The sequence below is a fragment of the Legionella sp. PATHC039 genome, assembly GCF_026191275.1.
GTDB classification, from domain to species: Bacteria; Pseudomonadota; Gammaproteobacteria; order Legionellales; family Legionellaceae; genus Legionella; species Legionella pneumophila.
Window position 1 is genome coordinate 1 of sequence record NZ_JAPHOP010000002.1, and the last position, 22,022, is coordinate 22,022.

The window sequence follows — 22,022 nt, forward strand, 5'->3', positions numbered from 1 at the left end:
AGTATCCAATTTGAATGTTACCCCATTCTTTTTTAATTGTTGCGTTAAGGAATCCAAACCTTCCACTTCAAAAGCAATACTACCCCCGGACACAGCACTTGGTTTAACACCTTCCGCAAGGGTTGTGATTGCAAAGCATCCGCCTTGGGGTAAGTCGTACTCTATCCAATGACCATTCGCAGATATTTTGCTAGGTATTAAACCAAGATTTTTTTTATAAAAATCCATCGCTCGATCTAAATTTTCGACAGGATACATGGTAAACGCTACTTTTTTAACATGGTTTCTCCTTTAAATAATTTTTCCCATTATTATAAGCTCACATGCGCCCAAATGTCGTCATGGTGAAAATGATCGATTATTTATCGAAGCGGTTTGCTGGATTATCAGGACTGGCGCGCCTTGGAGAGATTTGCCACCTGATTATGGAAAATGGCAAAGTGTTTATGGTCGCTATAATCGATGGGTTAAAAATGGACATTTCAATGGAATACTTGAAATTTTAAAAAAAAGATGGCGATCACGAATGGCACATGATGGATGGTAGCGTTATTCGAGCACATCAACATGCGGCTGGAGCTCAAGGCGGCCAAGAGAAACAAGCACTAGGCCGAAGCAAAGGTGGTTTTAGCTCAAAAATCCATGTAAAGGTTGATTCTTTTGGATTGCCTTTGAGTTTTATTTTAACACCTGGACAAGACAGTGAGATAAAAACAGCAAAGGAATTGCTCGGTGATGAACTATCCGAGTATTTATTAGCCGATAAGGCTTATGATAGCAATGAATTTCGCGGGGAGTTGAAAAATAGAGGAATCACGGCGGTCATCCCATCCAAAAAGAATCGCATCATACCTATAGAGCATGATACACATATATACAAAGAGCGTAATTACGTTGAGCGTTTTTTTAATCGAGTCAAAAGTTTTAGGAGAATTGCTACACATTATGATAAAACAGCTATCATGTTTCTAGGAGCACTAACTCTAGTAAGTATTATATTGTGGCTGAAACTTTAAAAACACGCCCTAGTATTAAAGTGCCATTGTTACCTAAAAATAAATTTTTTTAAAGAATTCACTCTAGACATTGAATAGAACTATTTGTTTTTCTAGCAGTATTTGGAAAATTAATTACTAATAAAGAAAGACTTTGGTTATCTATCTGTATGAAAATACTATAACAACTTTATGTCACATGAACATCATGTATTTATTCAAGCATTTTTGGGACCCTTTTATTAAAAGTTCACGAGAAGTTTTCAAAGAAATTTTTGGCTGGGTATTTATTGTGTGGGATATTTTGCGATTATCTGCCTTTATTAGCCTCTATTTTACAGAAAGGAGGTTCTAGTTCACATTTGCTCCGTTTCTGTAACTTAAGCATTCAAATTCTTAATGCTAACTATATGAAAACAAATTATTTTGTTAAAATAAGCGCTAACTTTTGATGGTAAGTGGCCTAGCGCTCCGGAACTTGCGCCCTGATGCAAAAATCTAAAATATTAGATTGGAAAATCTCTTATGACGTCATTATATTTATCTTGTGCATGCTAAGCCTTCCTTGGATTTAAAAAACAGGCAGCATTGCAGGCATCAGCTGATTCGTGATGGCTCTTGGGATAAGGATAGAGGATGTCAAGTCTTAAATTTCTTTAAGCTTAACTTAAATAGGTTGGCTGTTTTATTTATTGAAAAATTTTAAATGTTGCAGAATTAATAACTCTAGTTCTCTTATTCAAGGATATATATTTTGCCAGAATTAGCATCGATGCGTAATTTAATTTTTTTATCCTCTGTACCAAGGGCCTTTGCCTCATACTGACTGCCGTGCGCTTCAATTTTGAAAATAGTATGATAGCCAGCGCCCTCAATTCTCTGCGCCGCTTCAAGCATTGAGATGGGGTATTTCTTGGTTTTTAAATTGGTGTTGATAAAGTCCCCTGTATTTGGGTTCATTCGAATAATAAGCTGAATCCCTTTTTCATCAAAGGCTTCCACCTCATATAAACCATCATCAAATTCAACTTCTCTTATTACGCTATAACCGCGAGTCTGTAGAATTTTCAAGATTTCAGACATAGGTAAGGTGCGACTGGGAATTTCATCGGCCAGGATTGTTTGTGTGGATAACGAAAAAATAAGGCCGCCACAGATTGAAATAAAAACCTCTTTTTTCATATTCGCCTCCTGTGCGGTGTTGACGGGAATAAAATTTCATCAATTTAACTCCGTTTTTTTTATATTGAATGAATATAAAACCAAAGGAGTACAATTTACTTTTATTTCATCCATAATAATGATATTAAAAAATAACAGCAAGTGAGTTATTCCAAGGATGCGAATGATGAAAAAATCTAGTTTGGTAACCCCATATGTATTAGTGCTCATTTCTTTAATGTTTTTGTTGGCTTCCTGCGCTTCTTCTATTAATAAGGAAGATTCAAAAAACAATAAACAGCCTAAACGTGTATTTGGTGGGTATCACCCGCGTGGTCATGGTCACGGACACCACTAAACCGAATTAAATTAAAAAATTGACATTAAGATAACCGTTAGTGATTCATATTTTAATGCATGGGTATGGTGTGAAAATATTTTTGATATAAAGATAAATAAAATCCATTTTTTTCGATATGTTTTAAGGCTTGATTGATTTGGTTCATTAGCATCTTAGAATCCATTTTGGCCATGATTCCATAACCGATGCCGACGGGGAAGGGTTTACCTAATCCTTTAAACAAGGTGTTATTATTGGCTATCCAATAATCAGCCGAAAAGTCATCCATAAGCAAGGCATCCACTTCCTGTTGATTTAAGGCAGTGATGAGTTGATTAGTTGAAGGATATTCTCTAACCCTATTGGTTTTAAATTTCTGAGTAATGAGTTGTTTGAAGAGAGAGCCTCTGATAATGCCTATTGATCTATTGTTGAGTTTTTTAAGAGATGTAATTGAGTCGTTTTTTGTGGTCATAAAACGTGCTGCACTTGCCAGATAGGGAAGACTAAAGAGAAAGGTTTTCTGTCGTTCGTCGGTGATGATAATTGCCGCTATCCCCAAGTCAATTTTACTCGCTTTTAATTCTGTAAACAGCTCGTCAAACAGCATGGGTTTCAATTGACACTGAGCTTTAATTTGCTTGCAAAGCTCTGTTATGAGCTCAACATCAAATCCAAAGAAATGATTTTTGTCGGCATTCATTGAAAACGGCGGGTCATACGCTACTATTCCAATAGTTAATGACTGAGCCTTAAGTTCGGCAGTCAAGATTATTAAAAAAACAAATAATAATCGTAGGTGCATAGGATAAACAAGTTAATGGATTATAAAGATCAGTGTATACCAGTTTGGTAATCATTTCAGTGACTTAATGCTATGATTTTCTGGTTTTTTTAGCAATAAGGTGTATCAAGGCCCAAAATCAAGGTACACTGGAACGAAAGGTTTGACAAGGATTTGATAGGGTAGGGAATGCGTTATTTATTTTATTATGTTGTGTGGAGTGCAATGAGCCTTGTAGCGAGTGAGGCACTCGCGGCCACCCCTTTGACATTCAAACAAGCCCTGGGCATTGCTTATCGCAATAATCCCGAATTACAGGCCGAAATAGATAAAGCACAAGCCATGCGCGGTTTTTTTATCCAAAGTGGGCTTTATCCCAATCCTCAAGTGACTTTAACCGCAGAAAACTTTGGCGGCTCGGGGAGTTATTCAAGTTATGAGGCGGCAGAAACTACGGCATCAGTGACCCAGCCCATCCCTTTGGGTAATCGGTTGCAGTATCTGAAAAAAGCAACCTATTCAGATTACTTAGCCTCTCTTGCCCAAATTCAAGTACAAAAAGCGATACTTTATGTGGCAGTTGGTGTGGCCTATGTGGATGCACTTTATGCGGGTCAATGGCATCAAGTCACCCAAAAACTTATTCGCCTCAATCAAGACATCGTAAGCGCAATCGAGCGTCGAGTTAAGGCAGGCGCTGGAGCGGAATTAGACTTACGTTTGGCCCAGGTGCGCTTAGGCGAAGCGCGTATTCAAGAAAATAAAGCTGCAAGGGATGCATTATTTCAGCGTGCGAAATTGGCGCGTCTATTAGGTGATGGATTACGAGTTGATGGACAATTAGTGGATAAAGGTCTTCCTGGAGTGACATTGAACTGGGCTGTGTTACTTAGAAAATTACCGCAAAGCCCTCAGTTAGTACAGCTTCAACAGCAATTACACGCCAAGCGTGCGACTATTACTGCAGTTAAAAAATCTGTGTGGCCGGATTTAAACATTCAATTAGGCGGTCGTCATTTCTCTGATGATGGCAGTAATGCCGCAGTGGCTTCAGCCTTTGCAGAAGTCCCTGTTTACAATAGAAATCAAGGAAAAATCATAACCGCTGAGGCACAATACACCCAAACGGCTCATGAGCTTCAAGGTACACGCCTTGATGTGCGTCAAAATGTCTATGGGGCTTTTCTACAAGCCGAACAAAGTCATTATGAGGCGAGCTTGGTGACGAATTCGTTATTACCTTTGGCGCGTAAATCAATCAAATTGGCACAGGATGGCTACCAAATGGGACGTTATACGTATATTGAATTATCCACAGCCCTTAATTCGTTGTATGAAGAAGAGCGTCATTACCAACAAGCTCATGCTGATTATCATAAAGCCTTAATTCAACTGACCGGGCTTTTAGGATTAGCGCCTTCTAAGGAGAGTAAATGAGAGTTTTAAAGCCATTCCTATCCTGCATGCCCTTTATAATTCTGTTATTGGGGTTGAGTTCCTTTTCGTTATGGGCAACAAATGAAGAATCCCATGGCGATGAAGAAAAAAATCATCAAGAAACCATGGAAAAGGGTCCGCAAGGTGGGCGTTTGTTTAAGGATGAAGATATAGCCCTTGAGTTTTTAATTTTTGAACGGGGCATGCCACCGCATTTTCGCGCTTATTTGTATAAGAATGGTGAGCCTATCGCGCCTGGGAAAGCGCAATTGACCGTTCAGTTAAAGCGATTTGGTGATAAAAAAGAAGCAATTGCGTTCACTCCTGTCGAGAATTTTTTACAAAGCGTTGAGGTGATTGAAGAGCCTCATTCTTTTGATGTGAGCATTCAATTAGAGCTTCAGGATAAACGCTATACCTGGCATTATGCGACTTATGAAGGCCGCATTAAAATGGTGCCAGCCATTCTAAAAGCGGCAGACATTCAAACGGCTAAGGCACAAAGCCAAACAATTAAAACTCAACTTAAAGTCGTAGGTAAAATTGCTCCCAATCGAGACACCTTAGCTCCCATCTATGCACGCTATTCAGGCATTATTAAATCAATGACTAAGAATTTAGGCGATGAAGTCACCAAAGGGGAGGTATTAGTTACGATTGAGAGTAACGAAAGTTTACAAAATTATACAATTAATGCACCCATGAGCGGAACCATCGTGCAAAAATACGCAACCAATGGGGAGCTTGCGCAAAGCACCAAACCTATTTATGAAGTGGCTAATTTGGCTACTGTGTGGGCTGATTTTACCTTATATCGTAAAGAGGTGCCTTTAGTAAAACAAGGAATGAGTGTGGTGGTAACTGGAGATGAAGGAACACCAAAATCCATCAGCACCATCTCCTACATTGCGCCCTTAGGCATTGAAGACAGTCAAACAACGCTCGCACGAGCAGTTCTTTCTAATGAGCCTCGTGTTTGGTTGCCTGGGATGTACATTAATGCCGCAATTACCATTAAAGAAAAAACGGTTCCAGTTGCCATACTTTTGTCGGCTATTCAGCGCATGGATGAGAAAGAAGTAATTTTTATCCAGCAAGGAGATTATTTTGAGGCAACGCCTGTTATTTTAGGCCAAAGGGATGATGAATGGGTCGAAGTGGTTTCGGGGCTTGATGCAGGCCAGCGCTATGTCAGCAATAATAGCTTTTTTATGAAAGCAGAGTTAGGAAAGGATGGCGCAAGCCACGAGCACTAAGGATTGGTAATGCTTGAAAAAATAATTCGTTTTTCCCTAAAACATCGATGGTTTGTCTTATTATTTACGACAATCATTGCTCTTTATGGTGTGTATAATTTTCAACGTTTGCCTATTGATGCGGTACCTGACATCACCAACGTGCAAGTGCAAATCAATACTCAAGCCTCAGGCTATTCACCCTTTGAGGTGGAGCAACGAATTACTTTCCCTATTGAACTGGCTATGAGCGGGTTGCCTAATCTGGATTACACTCGTTCTTTATCACGTTATGGACTATCGCAAGTCACGGTGGTCTTTAAAGATGGCACGAACATTTATTTTGCGCGTCAATTAATTAATGAGCGCTTGCAGGAGGTAAAAGACAAGCTCCCACCAGGAGTAGAAACCACTTTAGGCCCAATCTCTACAGGGCTTGGTGAGATTTTTATGTACACGGTAACCAATAAAGCCAATGTACCAGCAAGTCAACGTTACAATCCAACGGAACTGCGTACCATTCAAGATTGGATTATCAAGCCGCAACTGCGTAATGTAGAGGGAGTGGCTGAAGTAAACACCATTGGGGGTTATGAAAAACAATTTCACATCACTCCAGATCCCATGAAACTGGTTCGTTATGGGTTAAGCTTAAACAATGTGGTTGAGGCATTAGAACGCAATAATGCCAATGTGGGTGCAGGATATATTGAAACTAATGGCGAGCAGAACTTAATTCGCGTACCAGGGCAGGTGCAAAACATCACTGATATTGAGAACATTGTTATTGCAAGCTTTGAAGGAACACCTATTCGAATTCGTGATATTGCAGAAGTGGCTTTAGGCAAGGAGCTACGAACAGGAGCAGCAACAGAGAACAGTAAAGAAGTCGTTTTAGGCACAGTATTTATGCTTATGGGCGAGAACAGTCGCACAGTGTCTGAACGAGTTGCGGCCCAAATGAAAGTTATTAATAAATCATTGCCGGAAGGCATTGAAGCAGTCACGGTTTATAACCGAACCTTGCTTGTGAACGCTACCATTAATACGGTGAAGAAAAACTTGCTCGAAGGGGCATTGCTTGTTTGTGTTATTTTGTTTTTGTTTTTAGGTAACATTCGCGCAGCACTGATTACCGCGATGGTGATTCCTTTATCCATGCTCTTGACCATTACAGGGATGGTATCTAATAAAATCAGTGCCAATTTGATGAGCTTAGGCGCTCTTGATTTTGGTTTGATTGTCGATGGTGCGGTCATTATTGTTGAAAACTGCATTAAGCATTTGGGTGAACAACAGCATGCCTTGCATCGTGTTTTAAATTTAGAAGAGCGCTTGAAAGTCATAGCTTATGCCACAACAGAGGTGATTCGGCCCAGTATCTTTGGTGTCTTTATTATCACGGTGGTTTATTTACCGATTTTAACGTTAACAGGGGTTGAGGGGAAAATGTTTTTGCCGATGGCGCAAACGGTTATTACCGCGCTGCTCGCCTCCATGCTTTTTGCTCTGACTTTTGTTCCAGCAGCCGTTGCCATTTTTTTAGGTGGGCGTGTACAAGAAAAAGAAAATTGGTTGGTACACTACCTCTCACTTGTTTATGCAAAAGCCTTGCGCCGCTGTTTTCATGCCAGAAGGTTGGTGATAGGAGCTGCGGTTGCTTTGGTGGGGATAAGTCTTTTGCTTGCATTTCGGTTGGGTGGTGAATTTATTCCAAGTCTTGATGAAGGCGATATTGCCATGCACGCGATGCGAATTCCTGGCACTAGTTTAACACAAGCCATTACCATGCAGCATTTAGTAGAGGAGCGAGTAAGCCAGTTTCCAGAAGTCAAACGTGTTTTTGCAAAACTAGGGACTGCGGAAGTGGCTACTGATCCCATGCCGCCCAATGTCGCTGACACGTTTATTATGTTAAAGCCTCGGAAGGATTGGCCGAATCCTAAAAAAAGCAAACAGCAACTAGTACAAGAAATCGAGGCGGCAGTAAAGCAAATTCCGGGGAATAACTATGAATTTACTCAGCCCATTCAGATGCGCTTTAATGAATTAATTTCAGGGGTTCGTAGTGATGTTGCGGTGAAAGTATTTGGCGATGACATGAATACATTGCTGGAAGTAGCTGAAGCCATCAGTGCTCAATTAAAAAAAGTGCCCGGTGCTGCTGATGTAAAAGTAGAGCAAGTCAGTGGTTTACCGCTACTAACCGTTGAAATCAATCGCGATGCTTTGGCACGCTACGGCTTACAAATTGGCACGGTTCAAGATGCCATTGTCATTGCCACAGGCGGCAAAAAAGGTGGCGAGCTCTTTGAGGGAGATAAGCGTTTTGATTTAGTGGTGCGCTTGCCTGAAGAGTTACGTACAAACCCTAATGTACTACGCCAAGTATTTATTCCGTTGCCACAGGCTAAAGATGGCGAACGACATTTTATTCCGTTGAGTGAAGTAGCCAAAATGGTGCGTAGTGAAAGCCCCAATCAAATCAGTCGGGAAAGTGGTAAACGGCGTGTGGTGGTCAGTGCTAACGTTCGCAATCGGGATTTAAGCTCGTTTGTGAATGAAGCCAAGCAACGGATTGACCAGAGTGTCAAAATTCCCAGTGGCTACTGGGTAACCTGGGGTGGTCAGTTTGAGCAGTTGCAATCAGCCTCTCAACGGCTACAAATCGTTGTTCCTATCACACTATTGGGCATTTTCTTATTGTTGTTTATGAGTTTTGGTCGAGTACGAGATGCGCTCTTAGTGTTTAGTGGCATTCCTTTGGCGTTAACTGGTGGGGTATTTGCACTGTGGCTTCGAGGGATTCCCTTGTCCATTTCAGCCGGTGTTGGGTTTATTGCGTTGTCAGGGGTGGCAGTTCTTAATGGCCTGGTCATGATTACCTTTATTAATAAACTGCATGAACAGAAAAAAATGTACTTAAAAGATGCGGTATTACAAGGCTCTCTGGCGAGGCTTCGTCCGGTACTCATGACTGCTTTAGTGGCCTCTTTGGGGTTTGTGCCGATGGCTTTGGCTACGGGCACGGGCTCTGAAGTACAACGTCCCTTGGCAACGGTGGTTATAGGTGGCATTATCTCATCCACTTTCCTAACACTCTTAGTCTTACCCGGTTTGTATTACCTGTTTCATGAGCGGCACAAGAAATCAGTAATTAAAAAATCAGGCGAGGATGAGTGATTCCTTTGATGGAATTGTAACATATTGGTGATTGTCATTTTAAAATAAGTGGAAAGACATCTATAAAAAGCACTATAGCAAAGATAAGTGCGGCAGCAAGAGAAAGATAAAATCCCAAGTGAGTTATAAATTTCATTTTATGGCCGGAACTCCCTTTTGCCAGAATAATTAAAATTATTCCCATAAAAAAAGCAAATCCTAAGATGATCAGAAGACTGTGATTTGAAAGAAGGGTCGTCATTCTTCTTCCTTATACAAAAATAGATTCATTTAATTATAGCTCTTTTGAGCAAAGGACAACGGATAGTGTTTTTGACAACCGCTGTGAATGAGCTACACTTAAAGTTAAATACTTATTTAACTGTTTAATAAACTATGCTAACTCAAGACCAAATCATCACTTTAAGCGATATCTTGCATTTGATGGGTGAGCCTAATCGTTTAAAGCTTCTTATCGAGTGTTTGCATGGTCCAAAATCAGTTTCAGAGCTGGCGGAACAACTGCAACTTTCGGTGCCATTGGCGAGCCATCATTTAAGTCTGTTACGTTCTGCACGCCTTCTTCTAGCAAATAGAGAGGGAAAGCATATTTATTACACTATTTATGATGCGCATGTGCGTTGTATTTTAGAGGACATGCTCAAACACTTTACTGAAGAGACGGAGAATTAACATGAGTTTTCTAAAACGAATGCTTGGAAGTCTTGGCGGCCATCATGGCGGATACCGACGCTCTCATCATGGCCAAATAAGCCAACAGAATAATTACTCAACCAATCCTGAGCCAAGAGGATTGAGTTGCCCGCGCTGTAAGAGCTCTCTAGCTCCTGGATCACGATTTTGTAGTCAATGTGGCAGTGGTCTTGAGAATACTCAATGCAGTTGTGGCGCCACTATTGCTGCAGGGGCAAATTTTTGCGGCCAATGTGGGGGCTCATTATGACAAAGCCTCTAACCTTAACCACTTTTTTTGTTGCAGGCCTTGATTGCCCGGCTGAAGAGCAATTAATCAGGCGGCAATTAAAAGTGATTCCTGAAGTGGCGCAGATGGATTTTAATTTCATTGCTGAGGAAGTGACCGTGCACCATCGTCTTCCAGCTATTGATGTGTTGCAAAAACAAATTGAAGCGTTAGGCATGAGTGTTCGGGTTCAAGGCAGTACCTCCTCTGCAAAAGAAGAGAAGAAGCAAGTTGATTCGTCATGGCCATTGCTTGCTTTGGCAGGTCTTTTAGCGCTTTGCTCTGAGTTAACTGCTTATTTCATTGCCAAAGAGCAATCAATCTGGGTCATTTTGCCTGCGGTGCTTGCCATTATCTTAAGTGGCCCTTCTACTTTTAAGAAGGGTTTAATCGCGCTTCGTACTAAGGCCATGAATATTAATAGCCTGATGTTAATTGCAATCACCGGGGCTATGATTATAGGTGCCTGGCCGGAAGCTGCGATGGTCACCGTTTTATTTGCTCTTGCTGAGCGAATCGAACGTTATTCATTAGATAAAGCCCGCCTTGCCATTCGCAGTCTCATGCAAATTGCACCAGAGGTGGCTCGGATTAAAATGGATAATGGTCAATGGCAGACTTTGCCTGTAGAAGATGTAGCGGTCGGTGCGGTATTTAAAGTAAAACCCGGTGAGCGCATCCCACTGGATGGGGTGTTGATATCGGGACAAAGTACGGTCAATCAAGCCCCGATTACAGGGGAATCCATGCCGGTGAGCAAGCAAGTAGGTGATGACGTGTTTGCCGGAACCTTAAATGAGCACGGTGCCTTTGAAGTTAAAGTCACTAAGGCTTCGGGTGATACGTTGCTTGCTAAAATTGGTAAAGCCATTGAGCAGGCACAAAGTGAGCGGGCACCAACGCAACGCTTTGTCGATGAGTTTGCCAAATACTACACCCCAATTATGGTCTTGATTGCACTGGTTATTGCACTTATTCCCCCGTTGGTGTTTGGTTATCCTTTTTATGATTGGATTTATAAGGCCTTAACGTTATTGGTTATTGCTTGCCCTTGTGCTTTGGTCATCTCTACACCGGTAACGGTAGTCAGCGGATTGGCTTCAGCAGCACAACATGGTCTTCTTATCAAAGGCGGCAGCTATTTAGAACTGGGGCACCAGCTCAAATTAATTGCCCTGGATAAAACAGGCACCTTAACTGAGGGGAAGCCTGTGGTGACTGATTTTATCGTTTACGATAAAATCCAACCAAAAGAATACTTGTTAGTGCTGGCTGCAAGCCTTGATAGTCATTCGGAACATCCAGTGGCTCATGCTTTGGTTGAGTATTGGAAGCAAAGCCAACCTAATGGGTCTTTATTTGAGGTAGAGCAATTTTCAGCACTTCCTGGCCGCGGGGTGCAAGGCATTATTAGTCAAGAACTGTATTACGTTGGAAATCATCAACTGGCAGAAGATAATAAGGTGTGCTCTCTTGCTGTAGAGCAGGAACTTAAGCGTTTGGAAGAGGAAGGAAAAACAACAGTCATTTTGAGTAATTCAGCGGTAGTTTTGGCGGTTTTTGCGGTGGCTGATACTTTGCGCTCTACAAGCAAATGGGCAATTGACACCTTGCATCAACAAGGACTTAAAACAGCGATGTTAACGGGTGATAATGCCTTAACAGCTAAAGCCATTGCCAAAGTGGTGGGGATTGATGAAGTGCAGGCGAATGTCTTGCCTACTGAAAAATTACAAGCAATTAATCACCTTTTGGAACAGTATAAAACGGTAGGAATGGTGGGGGATGGAATCAATGACGCTCCAGCCTTGGCTAAGGCTACGATTAGTTTTGCAATGGGGAAAGGTACTGATACCGCTTTAGAAACGGCAGATGTTGCATTAATGAATGATAATTTAGCCATGCTGCCTTTATACATTGATTTAAGCCGAAAAACGGCGCGTATTCTTCGCCAAAATATTACTTTGTCCCTTGCCATCAAAGGGGTGTTTTTTATTCTGGCCTTGGGAGGATTCGCAACGCTATGGATGGCGGTATTTGCTGATATGGGTGCGAGTCTAATTGTTGTTGCGAATGGTCTGCGCTTACTTAATTCCCATAAAGGGCATTCTGAATATCAGGAAATGAATGGATAATGAGAGTCTTTGCGGGTTTGTCACGAAAGAGGTTGCATGATGAATGATTGGGTTGAAAATGAACAATGCAGCGCTCATCCATTGCGTTTTTTAGTGGTGGAATCCTCATTAGGAATTCGTATTCTCATTCGTATGCATTTATTAGAGTTGAAGCATTTGGTGGATATGGCAGGAGATGATGACTCGGCAAGAGAGTTGGCTTTCATGAGAGTTTATGATTTTATTTTAGTGGATAAAAATTTAAATTGCCATGAGCTGATTGACCAGATACAAAAAAATTCAGTATTAAACAACCATACGCCTATGATCATTTTAACTTCCAACCCTAATCAGGAAAACCTGCACGATAGCGCTACTTATTTTAAAAAACCTATATCCAAGAAGGATGCAGTACAGTTGCTTGATTTTGTAAAGAATATTAAAAAATGAATTTTTTTAAAGGTGGCGTGTAAACGTAAAATTGGAGAAGATAAGATGCATTTATCTTATGTTATTGAGTATATTACGATGTAAGTAGTTTCATGTTATTTTGATTGGCTGTTAAGGAGAAATAATGAATATTAATGGATTTAAAATAATTGTATTGATCGGTTTATTGGGTCTGGGCTTAACTGCCTGCACTCCTAAAACAACACCTGCTCCAGCTCATCCTGAGGTTGGCTATGAGGGAGGATTTGGTGGTGATGGAGGTCATAACCACCAACCTAAGAACGACTAAATAGGAAAACATAATGTTTACTAATGGATGGTTTTTAGGTTCTTTAGGTATTGCAATTATTGTATTGATTGGTCTTATCTTCTGGTTCAGAAAAACTAAGAAAACCATTCATTTTTACACCGCTTTAATTACTTTTCTTATTCTTGCCGCAATTTTCTTACATGGTGTTTCATTTAAATTAAATTAGCTGGTGGTGATGAGGAGCAATAATGAGTAAGGATGTACCTCATGATTAAAAAAATACTCAAAAGAGCAGTTACTTTGGTTCGCTCTTTTGCTCACGGGAGGCTTTTTAATTGTCGATGTCGCTGGTGGCATTATGGGTTAAATTACTCGTAACACTAGTTCCTATTTATTTTACTTCGTTAATTTTTTATATCCGAATACTAGCTCTTACCCAATAAACTTCTTTAAAATCATTTCAAGAGGACAAAATCCTGTAAATCCACTTTGCAAAAGATTAGCTCCTACAAATACCGTAAACCATAAAAAATTAACGTTGATAAATACTGGGCTGGTCGACACGCCTAGAGCGAGTGATATCAAAACAAAGGCACCAGCGACAATTCGAATAATACGTTCAATAGTCATCATCTATTCTCCTAATACTAATTAATGGTTACGCTTCCACCAACTTAAATAGATCAATGGAATTAAAAACAAGGTAAGTACTGTTGAAGCAAATGAACCAAATATCAAAGAAATAGCAAGGCCGCCAAAGACAGGATCGGATAACATCACAGCGGAGCCCAGAATAATAGCAAGTGCTGTTAAGACAATCGGTAGAATTCGCTCCACGCCTGACTCAATAACGGCTTCTACGATAGAGGAACCTCGATGTTGATGTTCTAAAATAAAATCGATGAGTAATAGCGAATTTCGAACAACAATTCCGGCTAAAGCAATTACCCCTATCATGGACGTGGCAGTGAACGGTTGGTTCATTAACCAATGGCCAGGAAAAACGCCAATGACAGTTAGCGGTATAGCCCCCATAATAATTAGGGGAATAAAAAACGACTGGTAAAAAGCTGTTAGTAAAATATAAATCAAGACTATAGCCACAATAAAGGCTGAGCCTAAATCACGAAAAACATCCAACGTCAGGCGCATTTCACCAAGCCAAAAGAGTTGACTTTTAGCAAAGCGATTAGGCTGTGATTCATGAAATCCTAAATTTTCAACCCCCATTGAAAAAGGGGGCTTCTTGAGCATATTTGTTGCAGAAGTGACCGCATAAGCAGGGCTCGTGCCCAACACTTCACCGGTTACATAAACAACGGGTGTTTGATCTTTAGTGAAGATGGGTTTTTCCTCTTTATCTTCATGTAAGGTTGCAATTTTTGCCAGAGGGATTAGTTGTTGTTGCTGATTTTTTAAACACAGCTGATTAAGTACTTGAGCAACTTCACGTGCCTTTTGCGGAAGACGTAAGATGATGTGCTCGGGCTGTCTGGCATTGGGTTCATGTGCATTTCCGATGGAAATACCCTTGAACAAAGCGCTTACCTCCTGCGCTACCGTTTTTGGGGCTAAGCCTGCCAGCATGACTGCATTATGATTGATTTCAATGCGGTATTGATTGGTGTCTTGAGTCACTGAGTTATCAATATTTATCATGCCGTATATTTTGGGATACACTTCAGAGGTTATCTTATTAGCGACAGACCTCAATTCATTGTAATTAGGCCCGTAGAGACCTGCCTCCATTTGTGAGCGAACAGGCGGCCCAGGAGGGCTTTCAAAAAGCTTGATATGGCTTTGGGGATGTTGTTTTTGCAAATGCACAAGTCCCTGGTAAACCTGTGTTGCAATTTGGTGTGAGCCAATAGCTCGATGATGTTTGTTCACCAAATTCACGCGTATTTGCCCGTATTGACTGCCTCTTAATAGATTATCTCCACGCACCAGAGCGGCAAAATCTTCTGGGGCTGATTCTCCTAAGTACAGCTCCAAGTCTGTGACGTAAGGATTTTTTTGGATGGTTGCACTAAGTTCGCGAAGTAACTCGTTTGTTTTCGTTAACGTTGCGTTAGCGCCTGCATCAACGGACACTAAAAAGGTATTCACGTTGTCATCGGGTAGCATTTTAATTTCAACTCCTAACGGGCTTAATGGGCCATTAGGGCCTGCAGGGCGAATAAATTGCCAGGCAGGTTGGAGTAATACCGCGAAGAGCAATAGTACAATAATCAAATAAAAGAGATGTCGTTTTTTCGATGAGTAAAGTAATCCTTTGAATAATACAAGGTACGCTCGCTGCAACCAGGTGCTATGGCTTTGATGATGCTCATTCATTTGTTTTTTAGCTTTAGTTCTTAACCAACGATAAGCAAGATAAGGAACCACGCTATAGGCAATAAAGAGGGATACAATCATTGCCAATGGCGCATTAAAAGGTATAGGCGCCATAAACGGCCCCATCATTCCACCTACAAAATCCATAGGCAGTAGCGCCAGCATCACTGTAAAGGTAGCAATAATCGTTGGCTTACCAATTTCATTGGCTGCATAAATAACTAAACGGGTAAAGTTTTTTTGCACTCCCTTAATAATATGGCGGTGAATGTTTTCAATCACCACAATGCTATCGTCTACTAAGAGGCCTAATGAAAGAATGAGCGCAAACAAAGTAATTCGATTGATAGTCTGGCCTGATAGCCAGCCAATACCAAGTACTAGGCACAAAATTAAGGGAATAGAAAAAACAACCACTGATGCTTCGCGCCATCCTAAAAACACCATCAGCAATACCACGACACTTAGAATCGCAATCCCTAAGTGCTCGACCAAAGTATTCACTGCATCATTAGCTTCATCTCCATAATTGCGAGTGATTGAGACATCTATATTTTTTGGAATGAGCTGACTGTTTTGTAATTGCTCAAGTTTATTCAAAAGTGCTTTTGCTACATCAACACCATTGCTTCCTTTTTGACGTGCAAGAGCAATGGTTACTGCAGGTTCTATATCTGCATTCTTCAATGGGCCGTGTGCTCCATAGGCAAAATAGGACGCAATAGTTTCATCTTGAGGCCCCTTTTCAATAGTCGCAATATCTTTTAATAAAATAGGTTTGGCCCCATCAGTTCCAATAATAATGTTGGCTAAGTCTTGATTGGAAATGAGTGAGCCCTCGATGCGAAGAGATGTTTCACTTAATTCATGCTCTAATGTTCCTGCGTCAAGACTGATGTTATTAACAGAGAAGGCTTGTTGAATGTTGGCAATTGAAATGGCGTGCTCTGCCATGTGCTTTGGGTTCAGCCAGACACGAATAGCCTGAGGTGATGCACCCATTACCCAACTTTTCCCAACTTGGGGTACGGTGCGCAATTCCTCCAAGACTTTATCGGCAAGCGTGCGTAAGTCAACTGGATTTGCGCCTTTAGCATGTAATGTCAGTGTCACTAGTGGAACATCGTACAAACTGATAGAGCGGATTAAAGGCATTAAAGTACCCGGGGGCATTTTATCCATGTTGCTGTTGATTTGGTTATAGACCTTAACCAAGCTCGCCTCTTCATTTTCATTCACTTTAAAGCGAACCGTAACCATAGCACTATCATCAATGGCCATCCCGTAAGTATGCTCAACGCCTGAAATAGAGGCCATCAACCCTTCTAGTGGGCGAACAATTTGATGTAGCATTTCTTGGCTATCACTACCAGGGCGACTCACAGAAATAGTTACTGCTGGAACAATAATTTCAGGATTATAGCTTCGCGGGGTGCGTTCTAGGGCAAGTACGCCAAACAACAGAATACCAACAATCAGTAACAGAGTCAGCTTGGATTGAATAAAGGTTCGCGCCAATTGCCCTGCTTTATTGAGCTTATTTTTGGAATAAAACACATCCTTCACCATAGTCTCCTGGTATACAATCAATTTATGCGCTTTTTATCGCTTTAGAAATTAGTTGATTACTGAGCATCAGCCAATGGGCTTGATGCACTCTTGATTGATGAAGCGCTTGCAGTTCTTGTGCTTTACTCTGCGTTAGTTTCATCTGACTCTCCAATAAAGCACTTAGAGGAACCAACCCACGACCAAATCGCTGCTTTAGTTTTTGAATTACTGCCTCTTCTTTCTCTGCTGTTTGTCGACTTAATTGCAACTCGTAAAGAGTTTGTTGCTCGGCACGCCGTATTTGCTTTAATTGTAATCGCAGCTGATTTCGTTGCTCATCAAGCTCAAATTGAATTTTTTTTGCATTTGCACTTGCTACCTGGACAGCGCCAGCGCGCTCGCCCGCACTAAATAAAGTCCAGTTAGCACCTAGCGCAATCGTATCTGACGGAAGGCCTGAACCTATGGTATTGCCATTCCAATCATGTCTTAATTGCATCGACACTTGGGGCTTATAGAGTGCCAAAGAGGCAGCAATTACCGCTTTTTCTGCTTGAAGACGTGCATGAAGGGTTTTAATTGATGGATTATCATTGATTGCTCGTGTCATCAATAAAAAGTTGAGTTTTGTCTTTGCACTCAAGGTTGTGTGCCGACTTGGTATAAAGGTGCTTTCGGGACTACCAAGCAACGTTCTAAAGCCATCAAGTTCATCTTCTGTTTGAATTCTTGCATTAGATAAACCAAGAAGAGAGCTGTTTAAGTAAGCCTCTGCCATTAATACATCGCTATTTAGGGTAATAGATTGCTTTTTTAGGTCCTTGGTTGTTGACAGAAACACCTTTGCTCGAGCAACCTGTCTTTCAGCGATGCCTACCAGTTCCTTGGCTGTTAAAAAACGCTCATAGGACACATAGACTTCATACGCCAGTTGATTTTGAGCTTGTTGATTGCCACGTTGTGCGGATGCAACTAAAGCACGCGTCTGTGCTTGCTGCGCTTTTATTCTTCCTCCAGTATAAATAGGAACGCTTAGTTTAAACGCAGTATCCAGATTACTATAATATCCTGGGTGGTTTAATGCTTGAGGCTTGGTATATAAGGTATTTAGTCCAGTATATTGATTGGCGCCAAAATCAGCAAAACTGGCATTCCCTTGACTTAGTTTATAACCAAATACCGACATCGGATTATCAGTCCTTGCTCCGCTTACCTCAAGGTCTAATTGTGGCCAACTCATACTTTTTGCTTGCTTTGAGGCCCCGACCGCTGCTTCTATTGAAGCGTTTGCCGCATGGATTTTAGGGTTATTAGCGAGCGCAAGCTGAATCGCTTTAGAATATGAGATGGGTACCGAGCCTGCGCAAAGAGAAGTCGACAGTGCACTTATTACAATAATAAAAGCACTGTGTTTTCTTGGGGTAATACTACTTAATAACATGACAGAAATCCTTAAAACATTAGAGTATTCTAATGAATGGAGCGATTTTTATTCTTTGCAATAAATTAAATAAAGCGTTGATAAAACAGCTTCCACTTCGGGTTTGCTAATAAAATAATAAACTCGAGTCCCTTCTTTTCTTACCGAAAGTACACCTTCGCGCCTCATTTTAGCTAAATGCTGTGAAAGCGCAGATTGAGACAAACCGACAAGGGGTTCTAGTTCGCCAACCGTGCATTCTTGTTTGAGGAGATAGCATAGAATGAGAAGCCTTTTGGAATTGGCTAAAAGTTTAAGTAATTGTTCAGCCTTAGAAGCATTATTTTTCATCACTTCAAGGCTAGTGTTTATTAATGTATTCATAGGGTCATTATATTAGAAAATTCTAATATTTCAATGTCAGGTACAATCTTTTTTTACGAGTAGTTAAAGTCGAGCAACCGGGTCTTGACTTAATCACACTGTGTTTAGGTTACGGCTTCAAATCTGTCTCAAAATAATGGGCATACTTATTTGCGACTTCTATCCTAATTATTTCATGATGTATTTCACGTAATTATAAAATATACGTTATTTTATTGTTATTACTACAGAGGGATACTTAAAGGAGCGAGATTAAAGTGGGGCCAGAATCGATGTTTTTATGAGGAGCCATAGGCCAACTTGATTATCGGTAATTAGACGCCTCTTTGTGTAAAACAAACATTGAAAATGTAACGCATTTGTTATACAATTTAATTATGAAAAGTATTGGAGTGAATATCATGAATAAGGCGGCGACAATTAATGCTCGTATTGAGCCTGCTCTTAAAATACAGGCGGAAGAGATATTACATAAAGTAGGTTTATCTGCTGCTGAGGCTATTCGGCTTTTCTATAGTCAAGTATGTCTTCAAAATGGTCTTCCATTTGATGTAAAAATACCGAACAAAAAGACGCTTGATGCAATTGAAGAGCTTGAGTCAGGTAAGGGCGAACGATTTAAAACAATGAAGGATGTTTGGAATTCTATAGATAATGCTTGAATTAGAACTGGCTACTCAATTTAAGCGTGATCTTAAAAAGATAGTAAAGCAGAGGAAAAATAAAGATCTTTTAGATTCTATTTTAGATCCCAAGCATAAAGATCATAATCTTTCAGGAGATTGGCATGGTTATCGTGAGTGTCATATAACCCCTGATTGGCTTTTAATTTATAAAATCATTAAAGATGATTGTGTGCAGTTGTTAAGATTATCAAGAACAGGATCTCATTCTGATTTGTTTAAGTAAGTATGGCATCATTCTAATGCGTACTTCTAAGAATATTAGTCAAATCTCTTTTAGGTTGAACATGGAACTTTTAGATAAAATTAGCGCTCTGGAAGAAGAAGCCTCCCAATTTGGGTTCAAGTGGCAAAGTGCAGACCAAATCATGAATCAAATTCACAGTGAGTGTGATGAAATCAAGGAGCACTTGAATCATGATAGTTCTAAAGAAAATCAAACTGCTTTGCAAGAAGAGATTGGTGATTTACTCCACGCAGTGTTTTCGCTGTGTATTTTTTGTAAGTTAAGCCCAAGAGTAACACTTGGACAAACGCTGACTAAATTTGAAAGACGATTACGAGCGGTTAAACTGATTGCTGAGGAACGTGAATTGATTAACCTTGAGGGTCTATCCCTTAATGAGTTGATGCATATTTGGGATAGGGCTAAAGAGTTAGTTGGGTAAAGAGCTGTAATCTCATTATTAAAAGTTAAGCTGAATTCTGGGTCTTTTTTGTTGTGCGTGGAATTAAATTCTGTAGTGAGCTAACCAAGGGACGTCCTGTATACATAGAAGTCATAGTTGTGCCTGTGCGCAGCTGTGATTGCCATTGAATTGAGATCATCCTTGATCTCGCTAGTGTTTCAACATCCTGTCAACAATCCAGCTGCGCCAAACAATTACATTGTAGCTTTATATTAATAAAATAAATTGATTTGTTTGCTTATTTTTTTGTAAGATATTTCTCAAATTAAATACTGATATACCTTGGCGTTCGTTTCAATCGACCATGTATGTTTAATGATCTATTTGATCCAATTAACGTACATACACTTCAATCCTGCTTTTTATTTTTTATCTACTTTTATCTAATCTTGATAAGTATATGACAAACAACAATATAATTGGGTAGCCGTTAAAATTACATAAATTAAGACACTTTTTGTTTACTTGGCTTAAGAAAAAAAAATATTGATGATGCTTTTATCCAACCTTACTCCGAACATGCGAAAAGAGATTCGTTAGAAATTTATTCAAAATTAAGCTTAGCTGATGCACAAGATAAATATAATGATGTTATTGGAGACTTCCCAGTCTGATATTTTAAATTTTTGCATCAGGGCGCAAGTTCTGGAGCGCTACGCCAATTAGAGTATTCTCACAAAAGTTTAATTGGGGGTAATGGGATCTATACAAAAACAGCATCGATAGTTTTTATAAGTCCAATAGTTTATACTATTGGACTGTTTGCAATTATTTGAAAATTAAGTATTATTGATATCTAATTTGGCAATTAAACTTTTTGCAACGCCCGTTGCAGAAAGTTTTTGAAATTAAGTTATCGTAGTCGTATAATTTTCGCTCACGACAGGACAGTGAGCAAAAATTTTGTGCTTGGAAGACAAATTGAATTGAAATCGATTAGTCAATCCAACAAAGGAACCAAGTATGTCAAAAGAAATAACTTTTCATCTCGATCATGATTATAAGTCATTTTTAAGTGCGCTTAAAACTCAAATAAAATCCTCACAATTCCGTGCAGCACTGGCCGTAAATCAAGAAGTTATCAACCACTATTGGTACATTGGCAAACAAATAATTGAGAAACAGAAGCAAAAATCTTGGGGAACGGGCTTTATTGAAACATTATCTCGAGATCTACAGAATTTATTTCCTGAAACCCGGGGTTATTCAGTAGCAAACATCCGACGAATGAAACGTCTTGCCGAGGAATATCCTGATTTAAATGAAATTCGCGCACAAGCTGTGCGGGATTTACCTTGGGGACATATTGTTGTTTTAATACAAAGAGTTAATGATGCTATCATGCGTGATTGGTATGTAAGTCAAACCATTGAAAATGGTTGGTCACGCTCAACACTTGAAAAAAATATTAATCAAAATTTATATCAATCTCAAGCTTTATCCTCTAGTAAAGCATCTAATTTTATACACCGATTACCAGCGGCACAATCATCACTTGCGCAAGAAGTACTTAAAAGTCCATATAATTTTGATTTTTTAGGTCTTCATGATGATGCACTTGAGCGCGAAATTGAGCATGCTTCCATTGCACATATTACCAAGTTTTTATTAGAGCTGGGCAAGGGTTTCTCATTTGTTGGTAGTCAATATCCGATGGAAATTGATGGCGAAACTTATTTCCTAGATATGCTCTTTTATCATTTAAAACTTAGGGCATTTATTGTTATAGAATGGAAGGCAGTTCGCTTCAAACCAGAACATGCTGGACAATTAAATTTTTATCTCAACTTGGTTGATCAGTATCTTAAAACGGAACACGATAACCCTAGCATAGGTTTATTGCTTTGCAAATCAAGAAGCAAAGTCATTGCTGAGTATGCTCTAAAAGGCATAGAAAAACCAATAGGCGTTTCTGAATATCAACTTACAAAGGCAATTCCTGAAAACTTAAAATCAAACCTGCCAAGCATTGCAGAACTTGAAGCAGAATTCAGTGAAGATAATATTGATGGTAGTACGCATAAGACCAAATGATCTATTTATTTTAA

General features: G+C 40.0%; 23 protein-coding genes and 1 pseudogene. 16 read left to right on the forward strand and 8 right to left on the reverse strand.

Annotated features, from left to right (window positions below; genetic code table 11):
* Positions 1-258, reverse strand: a 258-nt coding sequence (locus tag OQI99_RS15220) for a VOC family protein (protein WP_265732384.1), incomplete at its 3' end; no start/stop codon positions are given.
* 127 nt (positions 259-385) lie between these two features.
* On the opposite strand from OQI99_RS15220, the gene OQI99_RS15225 reads away from it, so the two are divergent.
* Positions 386-547 (forward strand): transposase, encoded by a 162-nt coding sequence (locus OQI99_RS15225; RefSeq protein WP_370569568.1) that lies wholly within the window; start codon positions 386-388, stop codon positions 545-547.
* A pseudogene (locus OQI99_RS15230) lies at positions 528-1,016 on the forward strand (IS5 family transposase); the annotation flags it as partial. The gene OQI99_RS15225 and the pseudogene OQI99_RS15230, both read left to right, overlap by 20 nt.
* Positions 1,017-1,730: 714 nt before the next feature.
* Here OQI99_RS15230 and OQI99_RS15235 read toward each other — a convergent pair.
* Entirely contained in the window at positions 1,731-2,177 is a 447-nt protein-coding gene (locus OQI99_RS15235) for a PepSY domain-containing protein (protein WP_021460627.1), read from the reverse strand.
* Between the two features lie 163 nt (positions 2,178-2,340).
* Between OQI99_RS15235 and OQI99_RS15240 the strand changes: the two genes are divergently transcribed.
* Entirely contained in the window at positions 2,341-2,514 is a 174-nt protein-coding gene (locus OQI99_RS15240) for a hypothetical protein (protein WP_154694749.1), read from the forward strand.
* A gap of 52 nt (positions 2,515-2,566) precedes the next feature.
* Here OQI99_RS15240 and OQI99_RS15245 read toward each other — a convergent pair whose 3' ends face one another.
* On the reverse strand, positions 2,567-3,301 hold the full coding sequence (locus OQI99_RS15245) for a transporter substrate-binding domain-containing protein (RefSeq protein WP_032831349.1): 735 nt from the start codon (positions 3,299-3,301) through the stop codon (positions 2,567-2,569).
* Positions 3,302-3,505: 204 nt separating this feature from the next.
* Between OQI99_RS15245 and OQI99_RS15250 the strand changes: the two genes are divergently transcribed.
* Genes OQI99_RS15250 through OQI99_RS15260 form a run of 3 tightly spaced genes read left to right on the forward strand, consistent with a single transcriptional unit; the run spans position 3,506 to position 9,135 of the window.
* Positions 3,506-4,717 (forward strand): TolC family protein, encoded by a 1,212-nt coding sequence (locus tag OQI99_RS15250; protein ID WP_370569567.1) that lies wholly within the window; start codon positions 3,506-3,508, stop codon positions 4,715-4,717.
* Entirely contained in the window at positions 4,714-5,973 is a 1,260-nt protein-coding gene (locus tag OQI99_RS15255) for an efflux RND transporter periplasmic adaptor subunit (RefSeq protein WP_021460624.1), read from the forward strand. The genes OQI99_RS15250 and OQI99_RS15255 overlap by 4 nt, the downstream gene beginning before the upstream one ends.
* A 9-nt stretch (positions 5,974-5,982) precedes the next feature.
* Entirely contained in the window at positions 5,983-9,135 is a 3,153-nt protein-coding gene (locus tag OQI99_RS15260; protein WP_021582687.1) for an efflux RND transporter permease subunit, read from the forward strand.
* 34 nt (positions 9,136-9,169) lie between these two features.
* Here OQI99_RS15260 and OQI99_RS15265 read toward each other — a convergent pair whose 3' ends face one another.
* Positions 9,170-9,376, reverse strand: a complete 207-nt coding sequence (locus OQI99_RS15265; RefSeq protein ID WP_021460623.1) for a hypothetical protein — start codon at positions 9,374-9,376, stop codon at positions 9,170-9,172.
* 134 nt (positions 9,377-9,510) lie between these two features.
* Between OQI99_RS15265 and OQI99_RS15270 the strand changes: the two genes are divergently transcribed.
* The 6 genes from OQI99_RS15270 (at position 9,511) to OQI99_RS15295 (ending at position 13,136) form a co-directional block, all read left to right on the forward strand.
* Positions 9,511-9,807 carry an ArsR/SmtB family transcription factor gene (locus OQI99_RS15270; RefSeq protein WP_021460622.1) on the forward strand — a complete coding sequence of 99 codons (297 nt, stop codon included), beginning with the start codon at positions 9,511-9,513 and terminating at the stop codon, positions 9,805-9,807.
* 1 nt (position 9,808) lies between these two features.
* Complete coding sequence (locus OQI99_RS15275) at positions 9,809-10,078, forward strand: zinc ribbon domain-containing protein (protein WP_021460621.1); 270 nt, start codon at positions 9,809-9,811, stop codon at positions 10,076-10,078.
* Entirely contained in the window at positions 10,075-12,231 is a 2,157-nt protein-coding gene (locus tag OQI99_RS15280; protein ID WP_021460620.1) for a heavy metal translocating P-type ATPase, read from the forward strand. The genes OQI99_RS15275 and OQI99_RS15280 overlap by 4 nt, the downstream gene beginning before the upstream one ends.
* Before the next feature lie 36 nt (positions 12,232-12,267).
* On the forward strand, positions 12,268-12,660 hold the full coding sequence (locus OQI99_RS15285; protein ID WP_021460619.1) for a response regulator: 393 nt from the start codon (positions 12,268-12,270) through the stop codon (positions 12,658-12,660).
* Between the two features lie 124 nt (positions 12,661-12,784).
* Positions 12,785-12,949: a hypothetical protein gene (locus tag OQI99_RS15290; RefSeq protein WP_021460618.1), complete on the forward strand. Its 165-nt coding sequence runs from the start codon at positions 12,785-12,787 to the stop codon at positions 12,947-12,949.
* Between the two features lie 13 nt (positions 12,950-12,962).
* Positions 12,963-13,136, forward strand: a complete 174-nt coding sequence (locus OQI99_RS15295) for a hypothetical protein (protein WP_021460617.1) — start codon at positions 12,963-12,965, stop codon at positions 13,134-13,136.
* Positions 13,137-13,342: 206 nt separating this feature from the next.
* Here the strand turns inward: OQI99_RS15295 and OQI99_RS15300 are convergent, their stop codons facing one another.
* Genes OQI99_RS15300 through OQI99_RS15315 form a run of 4 tightly spaced genes read right to left on the reverse strand, consistent with a single transcriptional unit; the run spans position 13,343 to position 18,602 of the window.
* Positions 13,343-13,543, reverse strand: coding sequence for a DUF2892 domain-containing protein (locus OQI99_RS15300; protein WP_021460616.1), 201 nt, complete (start codon positions 13,541-13,543; stop codon positions 13,343-13,345).
* An 18-nt stretch (positions 13,544-13,561) separates the two neighbouring features.
* On the reverse strand, positions 13,562-16,813 hold the full coding sequence (locus OQI99_RS15305) for an efflux RND transporter permease subunit (RefSeq protein WP_265678180.1): 3,252 nt from the start codon (positions 16,811-16,813) through the stop codon (positions 13,562-13,564).
* Between the two features lie 25 nt (positions 16,814-16,838).
* Complete coding sequence (locus OQI99_RS15310) at positions 16,839-18,239, reverse strand: TolC family protein (protein ID WP_021460639.1); 1,401 nt, start codon at positions 18,237-18,239, stop codon at positions 16,839-16,841.
* Positions 18,240-18,287: 48 nt separating this feature from the next.
* Positions 18,288-18,602, reverse strand: a complete 315-nt coding sequence (locus tag OQI99_RS15315; RefSeq protein WP_021582658.1) for an ArsR/SmtB family transcription factor — start codon at positions 18,600-18,602, stop codon at positions 18,288-18,290.
* A gap of 401 nt (positions 18,603-19,003) precedes the next feature.
* Between OQI99_RS15315 and OQI99_RS15320 the strand changes: the two genes are divergently transcribed.
* The 4 genes from OQI99_RS15320 to OQI99_RS15335 all read left to right on the forward strand — a co-directional run bounded on the left by OQI99_RS15320 (position 19,004) and on the right by OQI99_RS15335 (position 22,008).
* A complete protein-coding gene (locus OQI99_RS15320) occupies positions 19,004-19,264 on the forward strand; it encodes a type II toxin-antitoxin system RelB/DinJ family antitoxin (protein WP_021460640.1) in 261 nt (86 codons plus the stop codon).
* Positions 19,257-19,511 (forward strand): type II toxin-antitoxin system YafQ family toxin, encoded by a 255-nt coding sequence (locus OQI99_RS15325; protein ID WP_021460641.1) that lies wholly within the window; start codon positions 19,257-19,259, stop codon positions 19,509-19,511. Before OQI99_RS15320 ends, OQI99_RS15325 begins: the two co-directional genes overlap by 8 nt.
* Before the next feature lie 61 nt (positions 19,512-19,572).
* Entirely contained in the window at positions 19,573-19,953 is a 381-nt protein-coding gene (locus OQI99_RS15330; protein ID WP_021460642.1) for a MazG nucleotide pyrophosphohydrolase domain-containing protein, read from the forward strand.
* Positions 19,954-20,937: 984 nt separating this feature from the next.
* On the forward strand, positions 20,938-22,008 hold the full coding sequence (locus OQI99_RS15335) for a PDDEXK nuclease domain-containing protein (protein ID WP_021460643.1): 1,071 nt from the start codon (positions 20,938-20,940) through the stop codon (positions 22,006-22,008).
* Positions 22,009-22,022 lie beyond the last annotated feature (14 nt).